Consider the following 17,671-nt stretch of genomic DNA (forward strand, 5'->3'; position numbering starts at 1 on the left):
GACTCAAAGAGATAAGCAGGATCTTCCGACAGAACATACCATATACGAACTAGCTTCCATTACAAAGACATTCGGTGCTACGCTACTGGCAAAGGCCGTTCTTGATAAGAAGGTAAACCTGAATGATGATATTAGAAAATATCTGAAGGACGACTATCCTAATTTGGAATATGATGGAAAACCGATCACGCTGCTCAATCTGGCAAATCTCACATCCGGACTACCCAATTGGATGTCTGATAAGGATCTATTTGGAAAGGCAGACCCGGACAGTATACCCTACATTTTAGATTCTGTCCATACGATATATAGCAGACAGGATCTTTACCGGGATCTTCATCAGGTGAAATTAAAAGGGCAGCCGGGAAGCATGTCGAAGCATTGCAATACTGCAGCACAGTTGCTGGGATATATAATGGAGGGTGTTTACAATGACAATTATGAAAATCTTCTGAAAAAATATTTTGCAAAGCCATTAAAGATGAAAAATACCTGTCTGCTGAAATCAGGAGAAGTCCCATTAAAAATGGCAAAGGGCTACGATGGCAAAGGGCGAATAATGCCGGTGATCGATTGGGAAGACCTTAGAGTAGCAGCCAGCATCGCATCCTCCACTTCAGATATGTTGAAATATATGGCTTTCCAATTGAATGAAAAAGATCCTGTTGTATCACTGAGTCATCAGCCTACTTTTGGTAAGATTGAGGATGGTGCCGTTGCACTGAACTGGAAAGTAAAAATAACAGAAGATGGCAGGAGAAGTATTTCCCATACCGGAGGGAGTTTGGGATTTAGCAGCTACATGATATTTTATCCCGAAGAGCATTCCGGTATTGTCTTGTTATCCAATGAAGCAGATCAGGAAACTCAAAAGGAACTTATTATTCTCGCAGATAAAATCATGAAGCAAAATAGCTTACAATAAAGCATGTTTTACCAATTAAAACCTGGATATTTACTCGCACAGTATAATATGGAATACACTGTTATGCAACACATGTTTCAAAAGGTAATGACTCACTAACCAAGTCTGATTCAAATAAAATTGGATATAATTTAAAACCAGAATGGATTGGTATTTGTTTTGTTAACCTATTTCTATATATTATATAATCCCACATGAAAATGTTTTTTAAAGGAATAATATTTTTTATCCTGTTAGTAATCACATTTAGTTGTGAATCCGTGAAAAATACTCAAATAAATTCTTCTGATAAAAACAAGAAAATCGAAAAAGGATCTAAAAGTCTGATTATTTATTATAATAATAAAATTAGCAAAACTGATCTAGTCAGCAGGGCAAATGCTTATGGTGCAGATGTTTTTTATCAATATGAAAATATAAATGCTATTGCTGTTAGCATTCCGGATAATAAAACGATATCAGATGCTGAAAATTTTTTTTCATCAATCAAAGGTGTAGTTCAAGTGTCAAGGGATGGTAGTTATCAAATCAGTAAACCGCAATGATCACGTTCATTTATTTTATCTGATCACGAAATTGCATTTTACTGATACAAGAAATAATTAAAAATATTGTTATAATCAAAGTTGTATTAAATATAATATAGATCAATGTCTAGCAGACCAGAGTTCAATATTTTTGACATTTCCTGGAAATTTGATCAGAAATTACCGGAATATTTATCAGATTTAGTGAAAAGCGACACTCTCCCATAAAGTGTGTAAGTTAAAAAGTTAGATCTTGCTTTTATAACTATATTCTAAATGGAATTTCATTAAAAAGGAATACCATTAGTTTGGTATCTGGTTTTAAATTCTATCCCCAATTTTTTTAAATCGTCTCCTGCACATTCCAACATATAATCTGATTTAAAAATCTCAATCTCATAAGACCCTTAATTTCCTCCCTTATATATCGACCGTAAAACAAGTGAGTGAAATCTTAATAAACTGAGTTCGATTATAAACAAATCAATTACCCTTGCTTTCATAATCGAACTCAGGCTGATGGACATAATCAGTCGAAAATTCACTATATTTAAAGAAAAGTATTGCATTATGGCTGATAAAACGATTAAAATTACAGATCTTAAAAAAAATATGGTTTTAAGTTGTTTTACCAAATATTTTGATGAGGTTTGGAAGAACAAAGTATTTTTGCTTATCAACAATAGACTTGAAAAAAATGAAATAGCTTTTTTAAGTAGATATAGATTCGAGGATTCTATTGGAGCAGATCTTTCGCAAGATTATGCAGAGGTTAAAACTTATGAAAATACCTATTTCTATTATTTTAAATCTAAAATTGATGAAAAAGGATTAAAATTACTAATCGAGGATGAAGAATTTTATTTAGGTAACATTATTTTATTAGTCAATTCTAATAGAAACGATATTATAAAATATGCAATAAGTTATGAGAGTGAGTTAATTTTTGCTGATATTGAGATATTTAAAATGGATAATGATGGATTAACTTTTCATTGGTATAATCCACCCGCAATTTAGAATTTAAAAAATGAACATTTACAAAATTGTTAACGACGTATAGAGCTGTCATAAAAGTCGACTTGGCTGATGATAGCTGTTTGAACCAGATATTTGTATCAATGAAGTCTTAAGACTTTTCTAGAAGATTTAAAAGGATTTATTTAATATTAAAATATCAGATTTGAAATAGTAGTATCGGTCGCTTTAATTTTTTTGAAAATACTAAATCCTTACAAACAAAAAACAAATGAGGTATTATAAATTGTCAATAGATACCAATAATAATAGCGAAATCTACAATATGATAACAAAAATATTGGAGCTTCAGCCTACAGAAAATAAAAGGAATAAAATATCCGGCAAGAGATGCTATACATGGAATTATGTTGTAATAGAAACTGATCGTGATCCTTATTTTGATTTTATAAATAATTTTCTTGATATTTTAGAACCAAAGTTTGATACTTTAGAAGGAATTGGGATAACAAGAGATAAAATTATTTTATGGATGCTTTATGAATATAAACAGCAATGCGGAATTGAATTCAATCCAGAAGAAATGCTGAGATTAGGGAATAGTGGAATTCATCTAAATATTGATTGCTGGCAAAACGACTAAATGAATGTCCTGCAACGTGATTAAGTATTTTATGGCAGGCCTATAAATATTTCTTTGGAATCATCCATAATAATAAAGAGGCTACAAAGAGGATCATAATAAAATATATGGAACGGCTTTGTAAATTGTTGGAGAAAACAATGTCTTTTTCACTATTGTAATAAAAATCCTCACTGTTTATGCTTCCTATTTTTAAATCTGGATTTGGCAGGGTAACACCATTATAAATGTGATTATTATATTTCACTTTACAGGAAGACCTTCCTCTTCCACCAAATGTATCCAAAATCTGAACGGTTACCGGTTTCTGATTTTTCATAATTGCTTGTTTTCTATATAAGTCTTTATAACCCGAAATAGTAAGATATAGCAGTATTGCATTAAAAATCAAGAGTATAATCGTCTTAAAATTTAAAATTTTATAATTCATTTTATTTTCACCCATTCTTTTGACAGATATTCAAAAATTTCAGTATAATCATTTATACCATTTAAGATAATTTTAAAATTTTGACTTATTTCATCTACCATTGATTTTAGTAGTCAAATTTTTTCCAGTTATTAAATTTATAATTTTTTTTATGTAGTTAAATCGTTTGATCGTATTACAGAAACCTTATATAAAATCCTGACTCGCCACATTGAATTTTAATCCTTAATTTAAATAATTGAAAATGAATTAAATCCGATTAGATTGCGTTGGATTAGTATGATAGCTGAAAATGGAATATTGTTTTTCAGTCGCAAATACAGACAGGCTTCATTTATGTGAAACCTGCTTTTTTCGAAGATATTCTTAAATCTTTATTTCTTTTTATTCGTCTGCGTACTGGCGGGAATTGCATTATTATCCGCAATATTTACCAGTGTGACGTATTTTTCTTTAAGGCGTTCATGAAGCCAGCTTTTAAGTTTAATGCCGTCAATATTATTTCCGGAATACATAAAGGTAAACTGTAGCCGGGCACTGTCTGTTTCAGGGTATTCTTCTGTTTTGCCATAAGAGATATTACGCATTTCAGGATAAAGAATTTTTATTTCTTTCAGGAATGATGAATCTGAAATCCTGTAGGTATCGAGTTGCCGGCGCAGGTTTGAGATGGTAACATCCTTTTCTGAAACATTGGTATCGAACTTATTAATTTCATTTAAGATCTGGGATTTGATATCGGTGTCGTCCTGGCGGATGTTCAGCTTGGTGTTGACCAGGCCATTATCGGCCAGCATTTTATTATATGAAGCAATCTGTTCCTTATTGAAAGTCTTATTTAAGAAGGCTATATCAATGGTTTTCGGATTGGCATTGTATGCTATTTTTTTATAGATGACGGTATACCCATTGTTTTCAAATTCCTTCTGAATAAACTGTTCAGCAGTCTTGGTAAATTTCTTTTCATTAAAAAGATTATAGGCGAGGTAAAAGCTTGGGACAATAATGACCAGAATAAGGACCGAAATCCCGTAACGGATTCGCTTTTCATATTTATTGTCAATAATCGAGGAAGGATATTTCAGGAATTTCACAACAAAAAAAGTCGCGATGCAGATGAAAAAACAATTGATGGTATAAAGGTAAAGGCACCGAAAAAAAATGAAAAATTGGATGTTGCCAGTCCGAAACCTGCCGTACACAGAGGGGGCATCAGGGCCGTAGCGATGGCTACTCCAGGAATCGGATTTCCTTTCTCCACTCTCGTGATGGCAATTACGCCCACCAGGCCGCCGAAAAAGGCAATAAGTACATCGTAAATATTGGGAGAGGTTCTCGACAAGAGTTCCGATTGCACATCTTTGAAAGGACTGATATAAAAGTAAACCGCTGATACGGCAAGACTTACGAAAGTTGCTATCAAAAGGCTTTTAACCGATTTCTTCAGTAGCGGAAAATTATAAGTTCCCAAAGCAAATCCAGCTCCTACGATCGGGCCCATCAGCGGGGAAATAAGCATGGCACCGATGATGACAGCCGTAGAATTTACGTTCAGGCCGATGGAAGCAATAATGATCGCACAGGCCAGAATCCACAGATTGGAACCGCGGAAAGAAATATTAGAGATTACATTTTCGAGAACTTTATCTTTTTGTTCTTCTCCATTGTGGAGGTTGATAAAATTAAAAATACTATTTATCATGGTTGTGTTTTTTTATTAAGAATAATATATCCGATGATTCCGCCGGTTATTGAAGCTGCAAAAATGCCGATTTTTGCCTGGGTGTGGTATTCTTCATGCGAAAAGGCAAGAGAGGTAATGAACAGGGACATTGTAAAGCCGATGGAGGCCAGGAAACCCAGCCCCAGCAGGTTTCTGAAATTCATTCCTTCCGGGGCATCGGCTATCTTCAGCCGGATAAAAGCATAGCTGAAGCCTACGACGCCCAGCACTTTACCGCCGATAAGGCCAAATGCAGTACCCAGCGCAATATTATTGTTGAAGAGACTGTCGAAATCGATATCCAAAGATATACCTGCATTGGCAATGGCAAAAACAGGAATTATAAGGAACGATACGGCCGGATGCATGGCATGTTCCAGCCTTTGTAAAGGCGGTGTAGCAGCAAGGGTTGATTCATTTATCTGTTCCAGAACATGAAGCTGTTCATTGGTTAAAGTTGGTGTATTTTCCGTAGGGTCAATATTCTTGAACCGGTCGAGATACACCTGTATCTTGGAAATAAATACATTTTCCGGGATCTTTACATCGGCAGGGATGGTAAAGGCAGCCAGCACCGCTGCAATAGTGGCATGAACTCCCGAAAGCAGGAAAGCTGCCCAGACACCGCAGATTCCAAACAGCGCATAAAACAGGATGGAGCGTACTCCGAGCCTGTTGCCCAGATATATCACAGCCAGAATAATGAGGCCGGCCATCAGGTAGATCATATTGATTTCGGCAGTATAGAAGAAGGCAATAATCAATACGGCTCCCAGATCATCTACAATGGCCAGAGCGGTAAGAAATACTTTCAGCGCCAGCGGAATCCGGTTTCCCAGCAAATACAGAACGCCCAGTGCAAAAGCAATATCGGTTGCCATCGGGATTCCCCAGCCTTTATGCGGTTCACCGGAAGGATTGAACAGAAGGTAAATGAGGGCAGGCATCAGCATTCCTCCCACCGCTGCAATAATGGGGAGCAGAGCCTTTTTTAGATTGGACAGTTCACCGCCGATGATTTCCCGCTTGAGCTCAAGCCCAACCACGAAAAAAAAGATCGACATTAGCCCGTCGTTAATCCAATGGTGGATGTTGTACTCAAAATAGATAGTATTGTTCCACCGGAAGCCGAATGACTGCTCAAGGATTTCGTGGTAAGTATGGAAAGTGGTGTATTCGCTAATAGCAGGGCCACAATGACACTGATTCCCAAAAGCAGCCCACCCGATTTCTCCTGCTGGATGAAACGCTGGACAGGCTTTACAATTTTATCAATAGGCTTTTGGGGGTCGTTGTAATTCATAAATATAGATTATTTGCAGTGTAAATTCAAGGATTCTTGTCAGAAAAAGGGAAATAGTCAAATGACGTTTTTTTATCAGCTGGTCCTTTATAGAGTGAATAGGCAATCATATTTTAGTTTAAAATTAAATATTCATACATTGCAGAATATTCTTAAATAATAGAAGTTTTATAACTAAAATAATAGCTTAATATTTTACATTAAAAACTAGCTATTAATTCACCTAATCCCCTCAATCCCCACCACCTCACTCTCCATCACCTTCGTCCCACTCTCATTATAAACCTGCTTCACGGTAACTTTAATCCGATCATATTCAGGAGTAGGGAAGTTCATCAGTTCGGAAATATTTTTGTAGCCGAAAGCTTTTGCCAGCAGTGCAATGTGGCGCGTGGAGTATTTATGGTTTTCTTTTATGTTTTCAACATTACCGACAAAACTTCGTGCTAAACCCATTTTCAGGCTTAATTTTTCCTGAGATAATCCTTTTTCCATTCTTAACTTTTTGATATGATTGATAAAGTCATAATCAAATTGAGTTGTTTCAAATACGAAAGTTTTGTCCATATTTTCAAAAAATATTACACCTATATATTTGTGTATTAAAAATTATTTAAATGCACTTTTGGAGTAAAAACTTTTAATTTCATCATGAAGAAAAATTTCTGTTAAATTCTTCATAAGCGCATATTTTTCAATCAAATTTTTATATTCATGATTTTCTTTTTCATAAGCGCAACTGTAAAATATCAAGATAATTTCATTATCCGACAATTGTTGCCAGATTATTCCAATGTATTTTTTCTTTTCTTTTGTATTAATATTTTCATCATCATTAAATTTATATTCATCAACTATCTTAATAATTTGAAAAAGATTTCTTACATAATGTAAATATCTATCACCTAATCCTTCGTGTAATTTTGCAAATTTAGTATTGAAAGTATTTACATCATTTTCTATATTGATAAAAATAGTTTCAACTAAACTTTTAAAAACCTTTCTACCTTCAAAGTAAATATAATTTTTCTCACCATTTTTTAAAGAATAGCTATCAGATTTAAGATCTCCAATAATTTGATGATGGCATGATATTAAAGTAAAAAATGTGTTTTCGAATTGTTGTATAGAAATTATTTTAGCTTGTTTTCGAACTTCATTTTTAGTATCTTTTATCTCTTGTCTTTGTAAAAGAATTGTAATAATTAAACCGGTAAAAGACAATCCTGTAAATAAAGCATTTGAAGCGCCAAACATATCACCAAATATTCCTTGATAGTCTTTTCCCAATTTAACAGCATATAGATAGTTAAACCACAGAACAATAATCATAAAAAATATTGAGCAAAGTCCAATCAACAAGAATTTAATATTATTTTTTTGCATATTTTTTTACAAAATTAATATAACTTTTTCTTATATTTTTTCCGTAAAAATACGGATGTTTTTATTGTTTGGTTTCAATATTTTTTTGAAATTACCATTAAACAAATTTGCAATATTGAATGAAGATTTTCTGTAATCACTATCTAAAGGATTCGTAAAATACACAGTATAAAATTAAAAATGAATCAATGAAACTTTTTCTGGTAAAAGAAGAAATATTGTCGGTGCAATTGATAATGAATTTTATAATTAGTAGCAGACACTCCCTATAAAATTATATTAATTAATGCAATGTGTCACTTTGAAAGTTATCTCAAATTATGTATGTCAGTAATACGTTTATAATGTCCCAATTAAAAATTCCTGACAATACTCAAGAATTTTTTAAAACATAGCGTAAGTTATGGACTTGCTTTGAACCTAACTAATAATTTTTCAGCTTTTAAATAAATGTTCAATATCCATATCCAACGCACCACAAATTTTCAACAAAGTAGAAAATAAAAAATCCTCCTTACCATTTTCAATATCACTGATTTTCGAACGGTCCATTTTACCCGCTAAATCTGCCAATTGTTGTTGAGATAGATTATTTTCTTTTCGCTTATTTCTCAGATTTTCACCGATTGTTTTATAGATTGTCGCAAATTTATCATCCATACTTTAAAAAAAATATTGTGGTTTTATTGCCACAATTAAAAATTGTTACTATATTTGTATCAGCGAATCAATAACAGCCTCTGAAGACCCGTTAAAAAGACGCATTCCGAGCCGGCACAACAATTTTCATCGGGGAACCCGTGAAATGGTTGTTGGAAAAGTACATCACTTTTCTGTCGGCAAAAGGGTGGTTTTTGTACAGGTTTCAGGGACAAGCTCTCCTAAGACCCAAATGATGAAAAAGAATATTTCCACCCTGCTGCTTACTGGTCCACCGGCCTGACCGGAGCTGTGCAGCAATAGCCGATACAGCGCTATACCGAAACTGCCCGCAAGTGCAGGAAGGCGGGGTATAGCCGCACCCAAAACCGCCGCCCTCCGAAATTCCTTTAAGCCTAAAAGGAAAGCCGAAGTACGCTTAAACTCATCCCTTAAAAGTACTGGCTTTCTATCAATTTTCCAAATTATTTTCGTCACGAAAGGAATTTAAAAAGTAGACAGCCTGCATTCAGCAGCAGAGCAGCAGCCGTTTTTACGAGAGCGATAATCATCTGCCCTGCCAACGGTCCGGCTACGTGATGCTTCCTCTCGAAGTGTTTAGCAGGCAAATACATTCACGGCACCACACAGGAAATTCCTTTGGGGTTCTGTACTCCTTTTAATCTGAAAAACAGAGTGATGAAAAAGAAAAAAGATTTTAAAGCCCGGTTCTGGTCCGGCACCCGAAAACATTCCGCGGTGGGTTTGCTGGAAACCTTCTTCCAGTTCAACAGCCAGGCGGAAGTAAAGGAAACCCTCAGCATGATGATGCAGTGTTCGGTACAGAAGAATGTCCGGATCACGAAAGACCCAGCTGAAGTTTTCCACCTGTACCAGGCGTTGCGTTCGCTGCTCCGCGTCTGCCGTCTGATCGGGAAAGAAGAAAAGAAAGGAAGGTTCAGGATTCTTTCGAAAGCCCGCTTTTCCAAAACAATGGCGGGTTCCCCTCCGGAGGAAGAATACCGGGATCCGGTTCTGGTCTTCCGAAACGCTTTCAGGACGTGTAGTAGGGAAGAATTCGATGGGTTTCTATCGGCAATGGTGTATTTCTCATTGGGGAATTCCGTGTGTACAGCGGAGGACAGGATCATTATTCCGTTTCTCCAACTCACAAAAATGCTTGATGCCGCGTGGCTGATCGTGGAAAGGGCTTCTATGAAAAAGTGACCTTAGATTTTTACTATAAAACTGAATGAGTGTTATTTGAGAATGTTTCCGTCATAAACATTGTAGTTAATTGGGTATTTCTTTTGAAATTGTCTTGGATTGACAAACTGGATAATTATTGCAAAAGCAAAAACGAGCCAGCCATGGCCCGTTTTTAGTATAATTTATTGATCTCATACTTTAAGTATCTGGCCTCAATTAGTTTATATTATAAAAAGTTTAAATAATTGAAAATAAATATTTTAAATAAAATATTGAGATAGTTTTAATGTAAACTATATAGGTCTGAGTACTTATCCGCAATTAGTAATAACATAGTATTCAACGGTTTGTTTGTAATCCCGACAAAAATGAAAACCATATGATTTCAGTGTATTGAGATTCGAAATAAAATCTTGAATTTGTGTAATCGGCACAGTTTTATCTGTACCGGTTCCTGCATTAATTAATCGATCGTTTATTATTTCTTTAAATAAATTTACTTTAATATTAGCCATTTCTGATAAAGAATCTAAATGTGCATTTTGCTCTTTAACTAAAGAGTCTGCTTGATCATTTTTATTTATAAAACCTCTTATTGCTCCCATAACTTATAATTTAAATTGCAAATTAGATTTATTCTATAAATCTTCTATTACAGCATTAATATTTGCTATAATTTGAATTGCATTTAGATCAATATTATTTAAAATTAAACCATTAACATTAATAGGTTGAGGTATTAAAAAATTATTTGCTATATTATTAATTGTATTTACAGTTAGGTTTCCTATAACTTCTATGTTTTGAGCTTGGGATCCTTGGATAGTACCATTGAAATTTCTCCATACTAAATCACCGCCTCTTCTTAATGGAAGGACACCCGGTCCATAAGGTCCATCAATAGCTAATACCGGAGCTACAAGATCAATTTCTGTCTCTATAGTTACTCTACTAAAAATAACTGAATAATTATTCAAAAAGTCTTCAGCATTATCTGCATGATTCCACTGAAATACATTTGCTAAGTTTTCTACCGTGTAGAAACCTCTTCCATATGCATTTACATTTCCAACCTGAAGTTGTATTCCACCAACTTCAATTAAATTTGCATTTTCATTTCTGGTAATATGAAAAAGCAGGGTATTAATTTCTAACATATAACAATATTTTATGAATTTTTACTCTTTTAATTATAGGCTTTTCAGGATTTCGCCTCGTTTTTTATTTCAATTTTTTTATTTAATCCTCACAATATTCAAGTACGTGCTGCCATTATTGCTTGTATTACCTGCTACTGTATTACTCGCACTAAAACCATAAAAACTCAATGTATTACCAGCGGATAAATACAATAAAGTGGTTATCGTATTGTTGTTTTTTAAATGAGAAGCATTAGTGTTTGAAGAATAATTTGAACGATATAATATAGCGCTAGACATTGTACTTCCAACAGTATTATTTAAATCCATATAAAAAGGTATTCCAATATTACTTGAGCTTACTCCATCAGTTTGTGTTCCAATTATTTGTACATTTATTTGATACCATCCAGCACTGTTTGAACCTACCGTAAAGGTTGTTCCGTTCCATGTATTTCCTCCTGTTAAAGAGGCATTTGCTGAATTACTACCAGAGAAAGTAATCAAATTTGAAGAAGTTCCGTTTCCTAAAGTCGTAATAGATTGAGAAGCATTGTTTCTAATATCTAATTCAATATTTGGATAAACGCTTGCTCCCCCACTTGGCGTCACCCACTGTGTATTGTAGTTGGTTCCATCCACTTTTGCCAATACCTGCCCGGTTGTTCCTCCTGTCGGTACGCCAACTCCTGCCGATCCTAAGTTTCCGCCTACGGTAAGGTTCCAATTTGCTATCGTACCTGAACCACCGTTATTGTCGATGTTCACCACCATGCTTGTTGAGCTGTAAGACGTAATCATTCCTTCCAGGAAATTGGCAGCATTGGTGGGATCCACAAAACGGATGCGCTGGCCGGGGATGTATGCCAGCCCTGCTTGTACTGCAAACGTTTTACTGCCTAAGCTGATCGTTTTCGCAGAAGCGGAGGTTCCTCCATATCCGATACCCGCCGGTCCTGTAGCACCGTTGGCTCCTGCAGGACCTACAAGAGAAACCCCTGCCGGCCAGTTGCCTCCCGCTTTTGGACCGAATAAGAAATTCGTAGCCGTGTTAACGTAAAAATCGCCATTATTTCCTGTTGAAGATGATGGGTTTACCGTTCCGTTTAAAACGGATTTTCCATCTGCTCCCGCTGCTCCGTTGCAGACATATTTGGTATCGGTAATTTCCGAAACTTCTAAAGTCCCGTTGTTGTTGTTATCCAGCCCGCTTTCTATTTTGATCCCTCCGGTGCTGCAATTGGCTCCGGCTGCTTCGGGGGTGGTCTTTACCAGTGCATTTTTACCGTTTGTTCCGCTGCCCGTTCCGCCGAGATTGGAAGCGGCAGACCCGGTAACCGTACCGTCATCATTAATCGTCAGAAGATTGGTTCCGTCAGAATTATGCACTTTCAGGGCTTGGGTGGTAGCCGCATTTCCTTTGCTTACCACGTGTAAGGCAGCTGTAGGAGATTGGGTGTTGATGCCGACCTGAGCATTTGCCCATGAAATGGAGAATAAAAATATTCCCATTACGTGTAATTTTCTATTCATGTTCTAATTTTATCTTGTTTAAAAATTTCTACATTTCTATTTTCTCTTGCCTGTCATGAAAAACCTAAGCCTGGCTGTTGATTGTTTTAGGGTATTGATGAAAAATAAAAGGCTTATTGATGGGAGAATATCGGCTCAATTATTCTTATTTAATTTCTGCAGGCTGCTTCGTGTTTTCAGAATCTTCTTATCATGCAGGCTTAGGTTGTACAGTTCAATGTATGGTGTCCATAACAGATTTGATATCTTGTAATTTCAGAGGGATTTTGTTTTTTAAACATATGCGTACCGCTCTCCAAAACTTTGAATCTAAGATGATCATTCAGGTAAAATATTTTTACGCAAATGAATGAATTATAAGTCTGATACCACAAAAAAATAAGTATAGTTTTGGAACAGGATTCCGAGAAAAAAGGATAAAAAAAGGATAGTCTGAAGAAACCAGATTCACTATTTTCTTCGTTAAAATAATTGAAAGTAATATAAATTGTTGATTATCATAGATGTTTTTTTGTAAAATGAATTTTGTTTCCTTAGACAGCAGATTTTTTACCTGCGTTGGAAACTTCCATGATCAGAATACTTCATGGCAATTTAAGGGTACTTTTTTAGTTTGATCTTTTCGTTCTTTTTGTTTCGGGACAAAAGAGCATAACAGAATATTTACCTTAAATTTGTATGACTTTGAATTTTCAAACTATGAATACCAAACAGGAAAAGCTGGAAGCTTTCGGAAGATTACTGGATATTATGGACGATCTGCGCGCAAAATGCCCGTGGGATCAAAAACAGACATTGGAATCCCTTCGCCATCTTACCCTGGAAGAAACCTATGAGCTCTCGGATGCGATTCTGCAGAATGACCTTCAGGAAATAAAAAAAGAACTCGGTGATGTTTTGCTGCACCTGGTGTTCTACGCTAAAATCGGTTCTGAAAAAGAAAGCTTTGATATCGCCGATGTCATCAATTCCCTAAATGAAAAGCTGATCTTCCGCCATCCCCACATTTACGGAGATACCGAAGTGAAGGATGAGGAAGAAGTAAAGCAGAACTGGGAAAAGCTGAAGCTGAAAGAAGGCAACAAATCCATCCTGGGCGGCGTTCCCAAAAGCCTGCCGAGTATGGTAAAAGCCTACCGGATCCAGGATAAGGTAAAAGGGATCGGATTCGAGTTTCACGATGCGGAAGATGCCTGGAAAAAGGTAGATGAAGAAATACAGGAGTTTCATGCAGAAACAGACCCCAATAAAAAAGAACAGGAATTTGGGGATGTGTTTTTCTCACTGATCAACTATGCACGGATTTCAGGAATCAATCCGGATTCGGCATTGGAGCGCACCAATCTTAAATTCATTTCCAGATTTCAGAAAATGGAACAGCTGGCTTCGGAGCAGGGGATTAACCTCGCCGACCTGTCTCTGGAAGAAATGGATGTCCTCTGGGAAAAAGCCAAACGCCTGCAGTAAATGAAAGTAAGAAATCCCTTGCATCACCGGTTTCAGTACCTGCTGGAAATCAAGGAAACGGAAAGGAAATGGCATTTTCCCTTTCTCGCCGCACTGTGCATCGGCAGCTGTCTGTTTATTGGCTATTTTACCGGTAAGCCCAATTACGGGGCACTCGCGAGTTTAGGAGCATTAACGATCCTGTATTTCACTTCGGCCCCGATGGCTCAGCGGATGATCCACCTGGCGGTTTGTGCAGTAGGGATCATATTTTCCTTTGCGGTGAGTTCATTTTTCGGGTTTAATATCTATTTTGCTTCTTTGGCGGTCGCCATTATTTCTTTTCTGGCGCATTTTATTTCATCCTATTTTAAAATTCCGCCCCCCGGCAATTTTTTCTTTATCATGGTTGCGGCGATGGCAGGCACGTATCCGCTTGACCCGGAACTGATCCCTGCAAGGGTCGGACTTGTGGCCATGGGCGCTGTTTTGTCATGCTCACTGGCCTTCCTGTACTCGGTCTTTGTTGAAAAAAGCGAAATGGTGACGGTCCCGAGAAGAACTTTCAATAAAAGAAGGTATACCAAATTCGTCGAAAGCACGATCATCGGATTTTTTATGGCCATGACCCTGATCATCGGCCATCTTCTAGCGTTTAAAAATACCTACTGGATTTCGATTGCCACCGTTGCCATTATCCAGGGGCGAAACTTTGAACACGTCCGGCAGCGGAATATGCACCGGATCCTTGGGACTTTTATAGGAATCGGTCTGGTATGGCTCATGCTCTTATTCAATCCCGATAAAATAACCATGATCATTACCATTACGGTATTGCAGTTTATCATTGAATTTTTGGTAGTTCGGAACTATGGTCTGGCCGTTATCTTTATTACACCGCTGACGATCCTGCTGGCGGAAACGGCAAGTGATGCCCATCACAACGTCGAAATCCTGATGCAGGCCCGTCTGATCGATACCATTATCGGAAGCCTGCTCGGTCTTGCGGCAGGATTTTTTCTCCATCATCAGCGGATTATTAATAACTTAGAGAAGAATATCAGGTTCTCTTATTTCCAGTTTAAAAAATTAAAAAAATAAATATGTTGCGCGTCGTTATTGTTTCTGCATTTCTTCTTTGGAGCTGTAACCCGAAAGCTCAGGATTCGTCTGCCACCGATAAATTAAAAGTGGAATTCTCTCTGCCGAAAAAACTGAAGGAAGTTTCCGGTATGGCTTTATCTCCGGATAAAAAGACCATCTGGACCATTGAGGACCAGGGAAACAAGAATATGGTCTACGGTCTGAATCTGCAGGGTGACCCAACAGCGGACGTTTTGGTGGAGAATGCAGAAAACCACGACTGGGAAGATATCACGGCAGATCCGCAGGGAAATCTTTATATCGGTGACTTCGGGAACAATGACAATGACAGACGAAATTTATCGATTTTAAAAATTGACCTTAAAAATGATTCCCAAAAGTCCACGAAGGTAATACAGGAAACAAAATTCTATTACGAAGGACAAACTGAATTTCCACCCAAAAAATCCAACCTGCTGTACGACTGTGAAGCTTTTGTAGAGATGAACGGAAATTTTTACCTGTTTACCAAAAACCGGAGCAAAGGTTTCGATGGGACGTTTCTTGTTTTTAAAGTTCCGAACCAGGAAGGGGATTTTGAAGCAAAATTAATAAGGCGACTGAAGCTGAAAGGCGGATACAGCGATGCCGCCATTACTTCCGCCGCTATCAACAGTACCAAAAACCAGATCGTTTTATTAAACCACAAAAACATCCAGGTGCTGACCGGTTTTAGTCCTGATGATTTCAGCAAAACAAAAATCCGTACCGTTTCCCTGAACCATAATTCCCAAAAAGAATCCGTTGCCTTTTTTGATGACCATACTTTAATGATCGCCGATGAAAAAGACAAAAAAACGGGTGGAAAGGTATATAGGTTTAATCTGAAGTAAAATCAGATCCGACTCATCGTTTTGGCTACAGGATTTTGAGATGCAAAGAAAAAATACATCAAGCAGATTTTGCAGATTGCGTAGATTTTTTTGAGAGTTTTCAACGCAAAGATTGATGTTTGATATCGCTGATTTTAGGTGGTAAAGGCAGACAAGTCTGCTGGGTGAAGCAGACGTAACCTTCATCAATCAGCTTGCTGTATTTCTTCTTTGTTGCCTTGGAAAATTCATCCTTAAAGATAAAAACTTTGCGTTAAATAAATCTCACGCATACTTTGCAGATCGCGCAGATTTTGTTGAAGATTTTCAACGCAAAAATTGATGTTTGATATCGCTGATTTTAGGAGGCAAAGGCAAACAAGCCTGCTTTGCGGAGCGGCCGCCCCCTTCATCAATCAGTTTGCTGATTCCTCTTTGCTGCCTTGGAATATTTATCCAGGAAGTAAAAACTTTAAGTTAAATAAATCTCACGCATACTTTGCAGATTGCGCAGATTTTTTTGAGAGTTTTCAACGCAAAGATTGATGTTTGATATCGCTGATTTTAGGAGGCAAAGGCAAACAAGCCTGCTTTGCGGAGCGGCCGACCCCTTCATCAATCAGTTTGCTGATTCCTCTTTGCTGCCTTGGAATATTTATCCAGGAAGTAAAAACTTTACGTTAAATAAATCTCACGCATACTTTGCAGATTGCGCAGATTTTTTTGAGAGTTTTCAACGCAAAGATTGATGTTTGATATCGCTGATTTTAGGCGGCAAAGGCAAACAAGCCTGCTTTGCGGAGCGGCCGCCCCCTTCATCAATCAGTTTGCTGATTCCTCTTTGCTGCCTTGGAATATTGATCCAGGAAGTAAAAACTTTAAGTTAAATAAATCTCACGCATACTTTGCAGATTGCGCAGATTTTTTTGAGAGTTTTCAACGCAAAGATTGATGCTTGATATCGCTGATTTTAGGTGGCAAAGGCAAACAAGTCTGCTGCGCGAAGCACACGTAACCTTCAGCAATCAGTTTGCTGATTTCTTTTTTGCTGCCTTGGAATATTTATCCAGGAAGTAAAAACTTTACGTTAAATAAATCTCACGCATACTTTGCAGATTGCGCAGATTTTTTTGAGAGTTTTCAACGCAAAGATTGATGTTTGATATCGCTGATTTTAGGTGGCAAAGGCAGACAAGTCTGCTGCGCGAAGCACACGTAACCTTCATCAATCAGTTTGCTGATTTCTTCTTTGCTGCCTTGGAATATTTATCCAGGAAGTAAAAACTTTGCGTTAAATAAATCTCACGCATACTTTGCAGATCGCGCAGATTTTTTTGAAAGTTTTTAACGTAAAAAAATGGCAAAGTCATTTTTTGAACCTTGCCATAAATTTTAATTTTGCTAATTGCTAATTGCTAATTGCTAATTGCTAATTGCTAATTGCTAATTGCTAATTGCTAATTGCTAATTGCTAATTGCTAATTGCTAATTGCTAATTGCTAATTGCTAATTGCTAATTGCTAATTGCTAATTGCTAATTGCTAATTGCTAATTGCTAATTGCTAATTGCTAATTGCTAATTGCTAATTGCTAATTGCTAATTGCTAATTGCTAATTGCTAATTGCTAATTGCTAATTGCTAATTGCTAATTGCTAATTGCTAATTGCTAATTGCTAATTGCTAATTGCTAATTGCTAATTGCTAATTGCTAATTGCTAATTGCTAATTGCTAATTGCTAATTGCTAATTGCTAATTGCTAATTGCTAATTGCTAATTGCTAATTGCTAATTGCTAATTGCTAATTGCTAATTGCTAATTGCTAATTGCTAATTG

Annotated in this window: 14 protein-coding genes and 3 pseudogenes; 8 read left to right on the forward strand and 9 right to left on the reverse strand. The window is 36.6% G+C overall.

Annotation, left to right across the window (positions count from 1 at the left end):
- Window positions 1-13 precede the first annotated feature (13 nt).
- The 4 genes and pseudogenes from ACED20_RS16275 to ACED20_RS16290 form a co-directional block, all read left to right on the forward strand.
- A pseudogene (locus ACED20_RS16275) lies at window positions 14-925 on the forward strand (serine hydrolase domain-containing protein); the annotation flags it as partial.
- 194 nt (window positions 926-1,119) lie between these two features.
- Window positions 1,120-1,470 (forward strand): hypothetical protein, encoded by a 351-nt coding sequence (locus tag ACED20_RS16280; RefSeq protein WP_294226496.1) that lies wholly within the window; start codon window positions 1,120-1,122, stop codon window positions 1,468-1,470.
- Between the two features lie 552 nt (window positions 1,471-2,022).
- The gene (locus ACED20_RS16285; RefSeq protein ID WP_378105757.1) at window positions 2,023-2,472 is read left to right on the forward strand and encodes a hypothetical protein; all 450 of its coding nucleotides are present in this window, start codon (window positions 2,023-2,025) and stop codon (window positions 2,470-2,472) included.
- A 229-nt stretch (window positions 2,473-2,701) separates the two neighbouring features.
- Entirely contained in the window at window positions 2,702-3,073 is a 372-nt protein-coding gene (locus tag ACED20_RS16290; RefSeq protein ID WP_378105760.1) for a hypothetical protein, read from the forward strand.
- Window positions 3,074-3,113: 40 nt separating this feature from the next.
- On the opposite strand, the gene ACED20_RS16295 is transcribed toward ACED20_RS16290, so the two are convergent.
- The 6 genes and pseudogenes from ACED20_RS16295 to ACED20_RS16320 form a co-directional block, all read right to left on the reverse strand.
- A complete protein-coding gene (locus ACED20_RS16295; RefSeq protein ID WP_378105763.1) occupies window positions 3,114-3,392 on the reverse strand; it encodes a hypothetical protein in 279 nt (92 codons plus the stop codon).
- A gap of 485 nt (window positions 3,393-3,877) precedes the next feature.
- Window positions 3,878-5,205, reverse strand: a pseudogene (locus ACED20_RS16300) (DUF389 domain-containing protein).
- A pseudogene (nhaA, locus tag ACED20_RS16305) lies at window positions 5,202-6,529 on the reverse strand (Na+/H+ antiporter NhaA). The pseudogenes ACED20_RS16300 and nhaA overlap by 4 nt, the downstream one beginning before the upstream one ends.
- Before the next feature lie 219 nt (window positions 6,530-6,748).
- The gene (locus ACED20_RS16310; RefSeq protein ID WP_345767223.1) at window positions 6,749-7,096 is read right to left on the reverse strand and encodes a helix-turn-helix transcriptional regulator; all 348 of its coding nucleotides are present in this window, start codon (window positions 7,094-7,096) and stop codon (window positions 6,749-6,751) included.
- 42 nt (window positions 7,097-7,138) lie between these two features.
- On the reverse strand, window positions 7,139-7,915 hold the full coding sequence (locus ACED20_RS16315; protein WP_345767224.1) for a putative phage abortive infection protein: 777 nt from the start codon (window positions 7,913-7,915) through the stop codon (window positions 7,139-7,141).
- 435 nt (window positions 7,916-8,350) lie between these two features.
- Window positions 8,351-8,575, reverse strand: coding sequence for a helix-turn-helix transcriptional regulator (locus ACED20_RS16320; RefSeq protein WP_345767225.1), 225 nt, complete (start codon window positions 8,573-8,575; stop codon window positions 8,351-8,353).
- Window positions 8,576-9,253: 678 nt separating this feature from the next.
- Here ACED20_RS16320 and ACED20_RS16325 point away from each other — a divergent pair.
- Window positions 9,254-9,781, forward strand: a complete 528-nt coding sequence (locus tag ACED20_RS16325; protein WP_378105766.1) for a hypothetical protein — start codon at window positions 9,254-9,256, stop codon at window positions 9,779-9,781.
- Window positions 9,782-10,074: 293 nt separating this feature from the next.
- Here ACED20_RS16325 and ACED20_RS16330 read toward each other — a convergent pair whose 3' ends face one another.
- The 3 genes from ACED20_RS16330 to ACED20_RS16340 all read right to left on the reverse strand — a co-directional run bounded on the left by ACED20_RS16330 (window position 10,075) and on the right by ACED20_RS16340 (window position 12,435).
- Window positions 10,075-10,368 (reverse strand): hypothetical protein, encoded by a 294-nt coding sequence (locus ACED20_RS16330; RefSeq protein WP_294333490.1) that lies wholly within the window; start codon window positions 10,366-10,368, stop codon window positions 10,075-10,077.
- A gap of 33 nt (window positions 10,369-10,401) precedes the next feature.
- A complete protein-coding gene (locus ACED20_RS16335; protein ID WP_294232515.1) occupies window positions 10,402-10,920 on the reverse strand; it encodes a hypothetical protein in 519 nt (172 codons plus the stop codon).
- Between the two features lie 78 nt (window positions 10,921-10,998).
- The gene (locus tag ACED20_RS16340) at window positions 10,999-12,435 is read right to left on the reverse strand and encodes a hypothetical protein (protein ID WP_378105769.1); all 1,437 of its coding nucleotides are present in this window, start codon (window positions 12,433-12,435) and stop codon (window positions 10,999-11,001) included.
- A 699-nt stretch (window positions 12,436-13,134) separates the two neighbouring features.
- Here ACED20_RS16340 and mazG point away from each other — a divergent pair.
- From mazG to ACED20_RS16355, 3 genes are read left to right on the forward strand one after another with little or no spacing between them, the layout of a single operon-like run.
- Entirely contained in the window at window positions 13,135-13,902 is a 768-nt protein-coding gene (gene mazG, locus ACED20_RS16345) for a nucleoside triphosphate pyrophosphohydrolase (protein ID WP_294226466.1), read from the forward strand.
- Window positions 13,903-14,982 (forward strand): FUSC family protein, encoded by a 1,080-nt coding sequence (locus ACED20_RS16350; protein ID WP_378105771.1) that lies wholly within the window; start codon window positions 13,903-13,905, stop codon window positions 14,980-14,982.
- Between the two features lie 2 nt (window positions 14,983-14,984).
- Window positions 14,985-15,857 (forward strand): hypothetical protein, encoded by an 873-nt coding sequence (locus tag ACED20_RS16355; protein ID WP_378105774.1) that lies wholly within the window; start codon window positions 14,985-14,987, stop codon window positions 15,855-15,857.
- The last annotated feature ends 1,814 nt before the right edge of the window (window positions 15,858-17,671 follow it).

It is taken from the genome of Chryseobacterium sp. sg2396 (genome assembly GCF_042610505.1).
Classification (GTDB): Bacteria; Bacteroidota; Bacteroidia; order Flavobacteriales; family Weeksellaceae; genus Chryseobacterium.

Coding starts and splice junctions, on each gene's coding strand:
- ACED20_RS16280 (WP_294226496.1), top strand. CDS start 1,120: ATGAAAATGTTTTTTAAAGGAATAATATTTTTTATCCTGTTAGTAATC.
- ACED20_RS16285 (WP_378105757.1), top strand. CDS start 2,023: ATGGCTGATAAAACGATTAAAATTACAGATCTTAAAAAAAATATGGTT.
- ACED20_RS16290 (WP_378105760.1), top strand. CDS start 2,702: ATGAGGTATTATAAATTGTCAATAGATACCAATAATAATAGCGAAATC.
- ACED20_RS16295 (WP_378105763.1), bottom strand. CDS start 3,392: ATGAAAAATCAGAAACCGGTAACCGTTCAGATTTTGGATACATTTGGT.
- ACED20_RS16310 (WP_345767223.1), bottom strand. CDS start 7,096: ATGGACAAAACTTTCGTATTTGAAACAACTCAATTTGATTATGACTTT.
- ACED20_RS16315 (WP_345767224.1), bottom strand. CDS start 7,915: ATGCAAAAAAATAATATTAAATTCTTGTTGATTGGACTTTGCTCAATA.
- ACED20_RS16320 (WP_345767225.1), bottom strand. CDS start 8,575: ATGGATGATAAATTTGCGACAATCTATAAAACAATCGGTGAAAATCTG.
- ACED20_RS16325 (WP_378105766.1), top strand. CDS start 9,254: ATGAAAAAGAAAAAAGATTTTAAAGCCCGGTTCTGGTCCGGCACCCGA.
- ACED20_RS16330 (WP_294333490.1), bottom strand. CDS start 10,368: ATGGGAGCAATAAGAGGTTTTATAAATAAAAATGATCAAGCAGACTCT.
- ACED20_RS16335 (WP_294232515.1), bottom strand. CDS start 10,920: ATGTTAGAAATTAATACCCTGCTTTTTCATATTACCAGAAATGAAAAT.
- ACED20_RS16340 (WP_378105769.1), bottom strand. CDS start 12,435: ATGAATAGAAAATTACACGTAATGGGAATATTTTTATTCTCCATTTCA.
- mazG (WP_294226466.1), top strand. CDS start 13,135: ATGAATACCAAACAGGAAAAGCTGGAAGCTTTCGGAAGATTACTGGAT.
- ACED20_RS16350 (WP_378105771.1), top strand. CDS start 13,903: ATGAAAGTAAGAAATCCCTTGCATCACCGGTTTCAGTACCTGCTGGAA.
- ACED20_RS16355 (WP_378105774.1), top strand. CDS start 14,985: ATGTTGCGCGTCGTTATTGTTTCTGCATTTCTTCTTTGGAGCTGTAAC.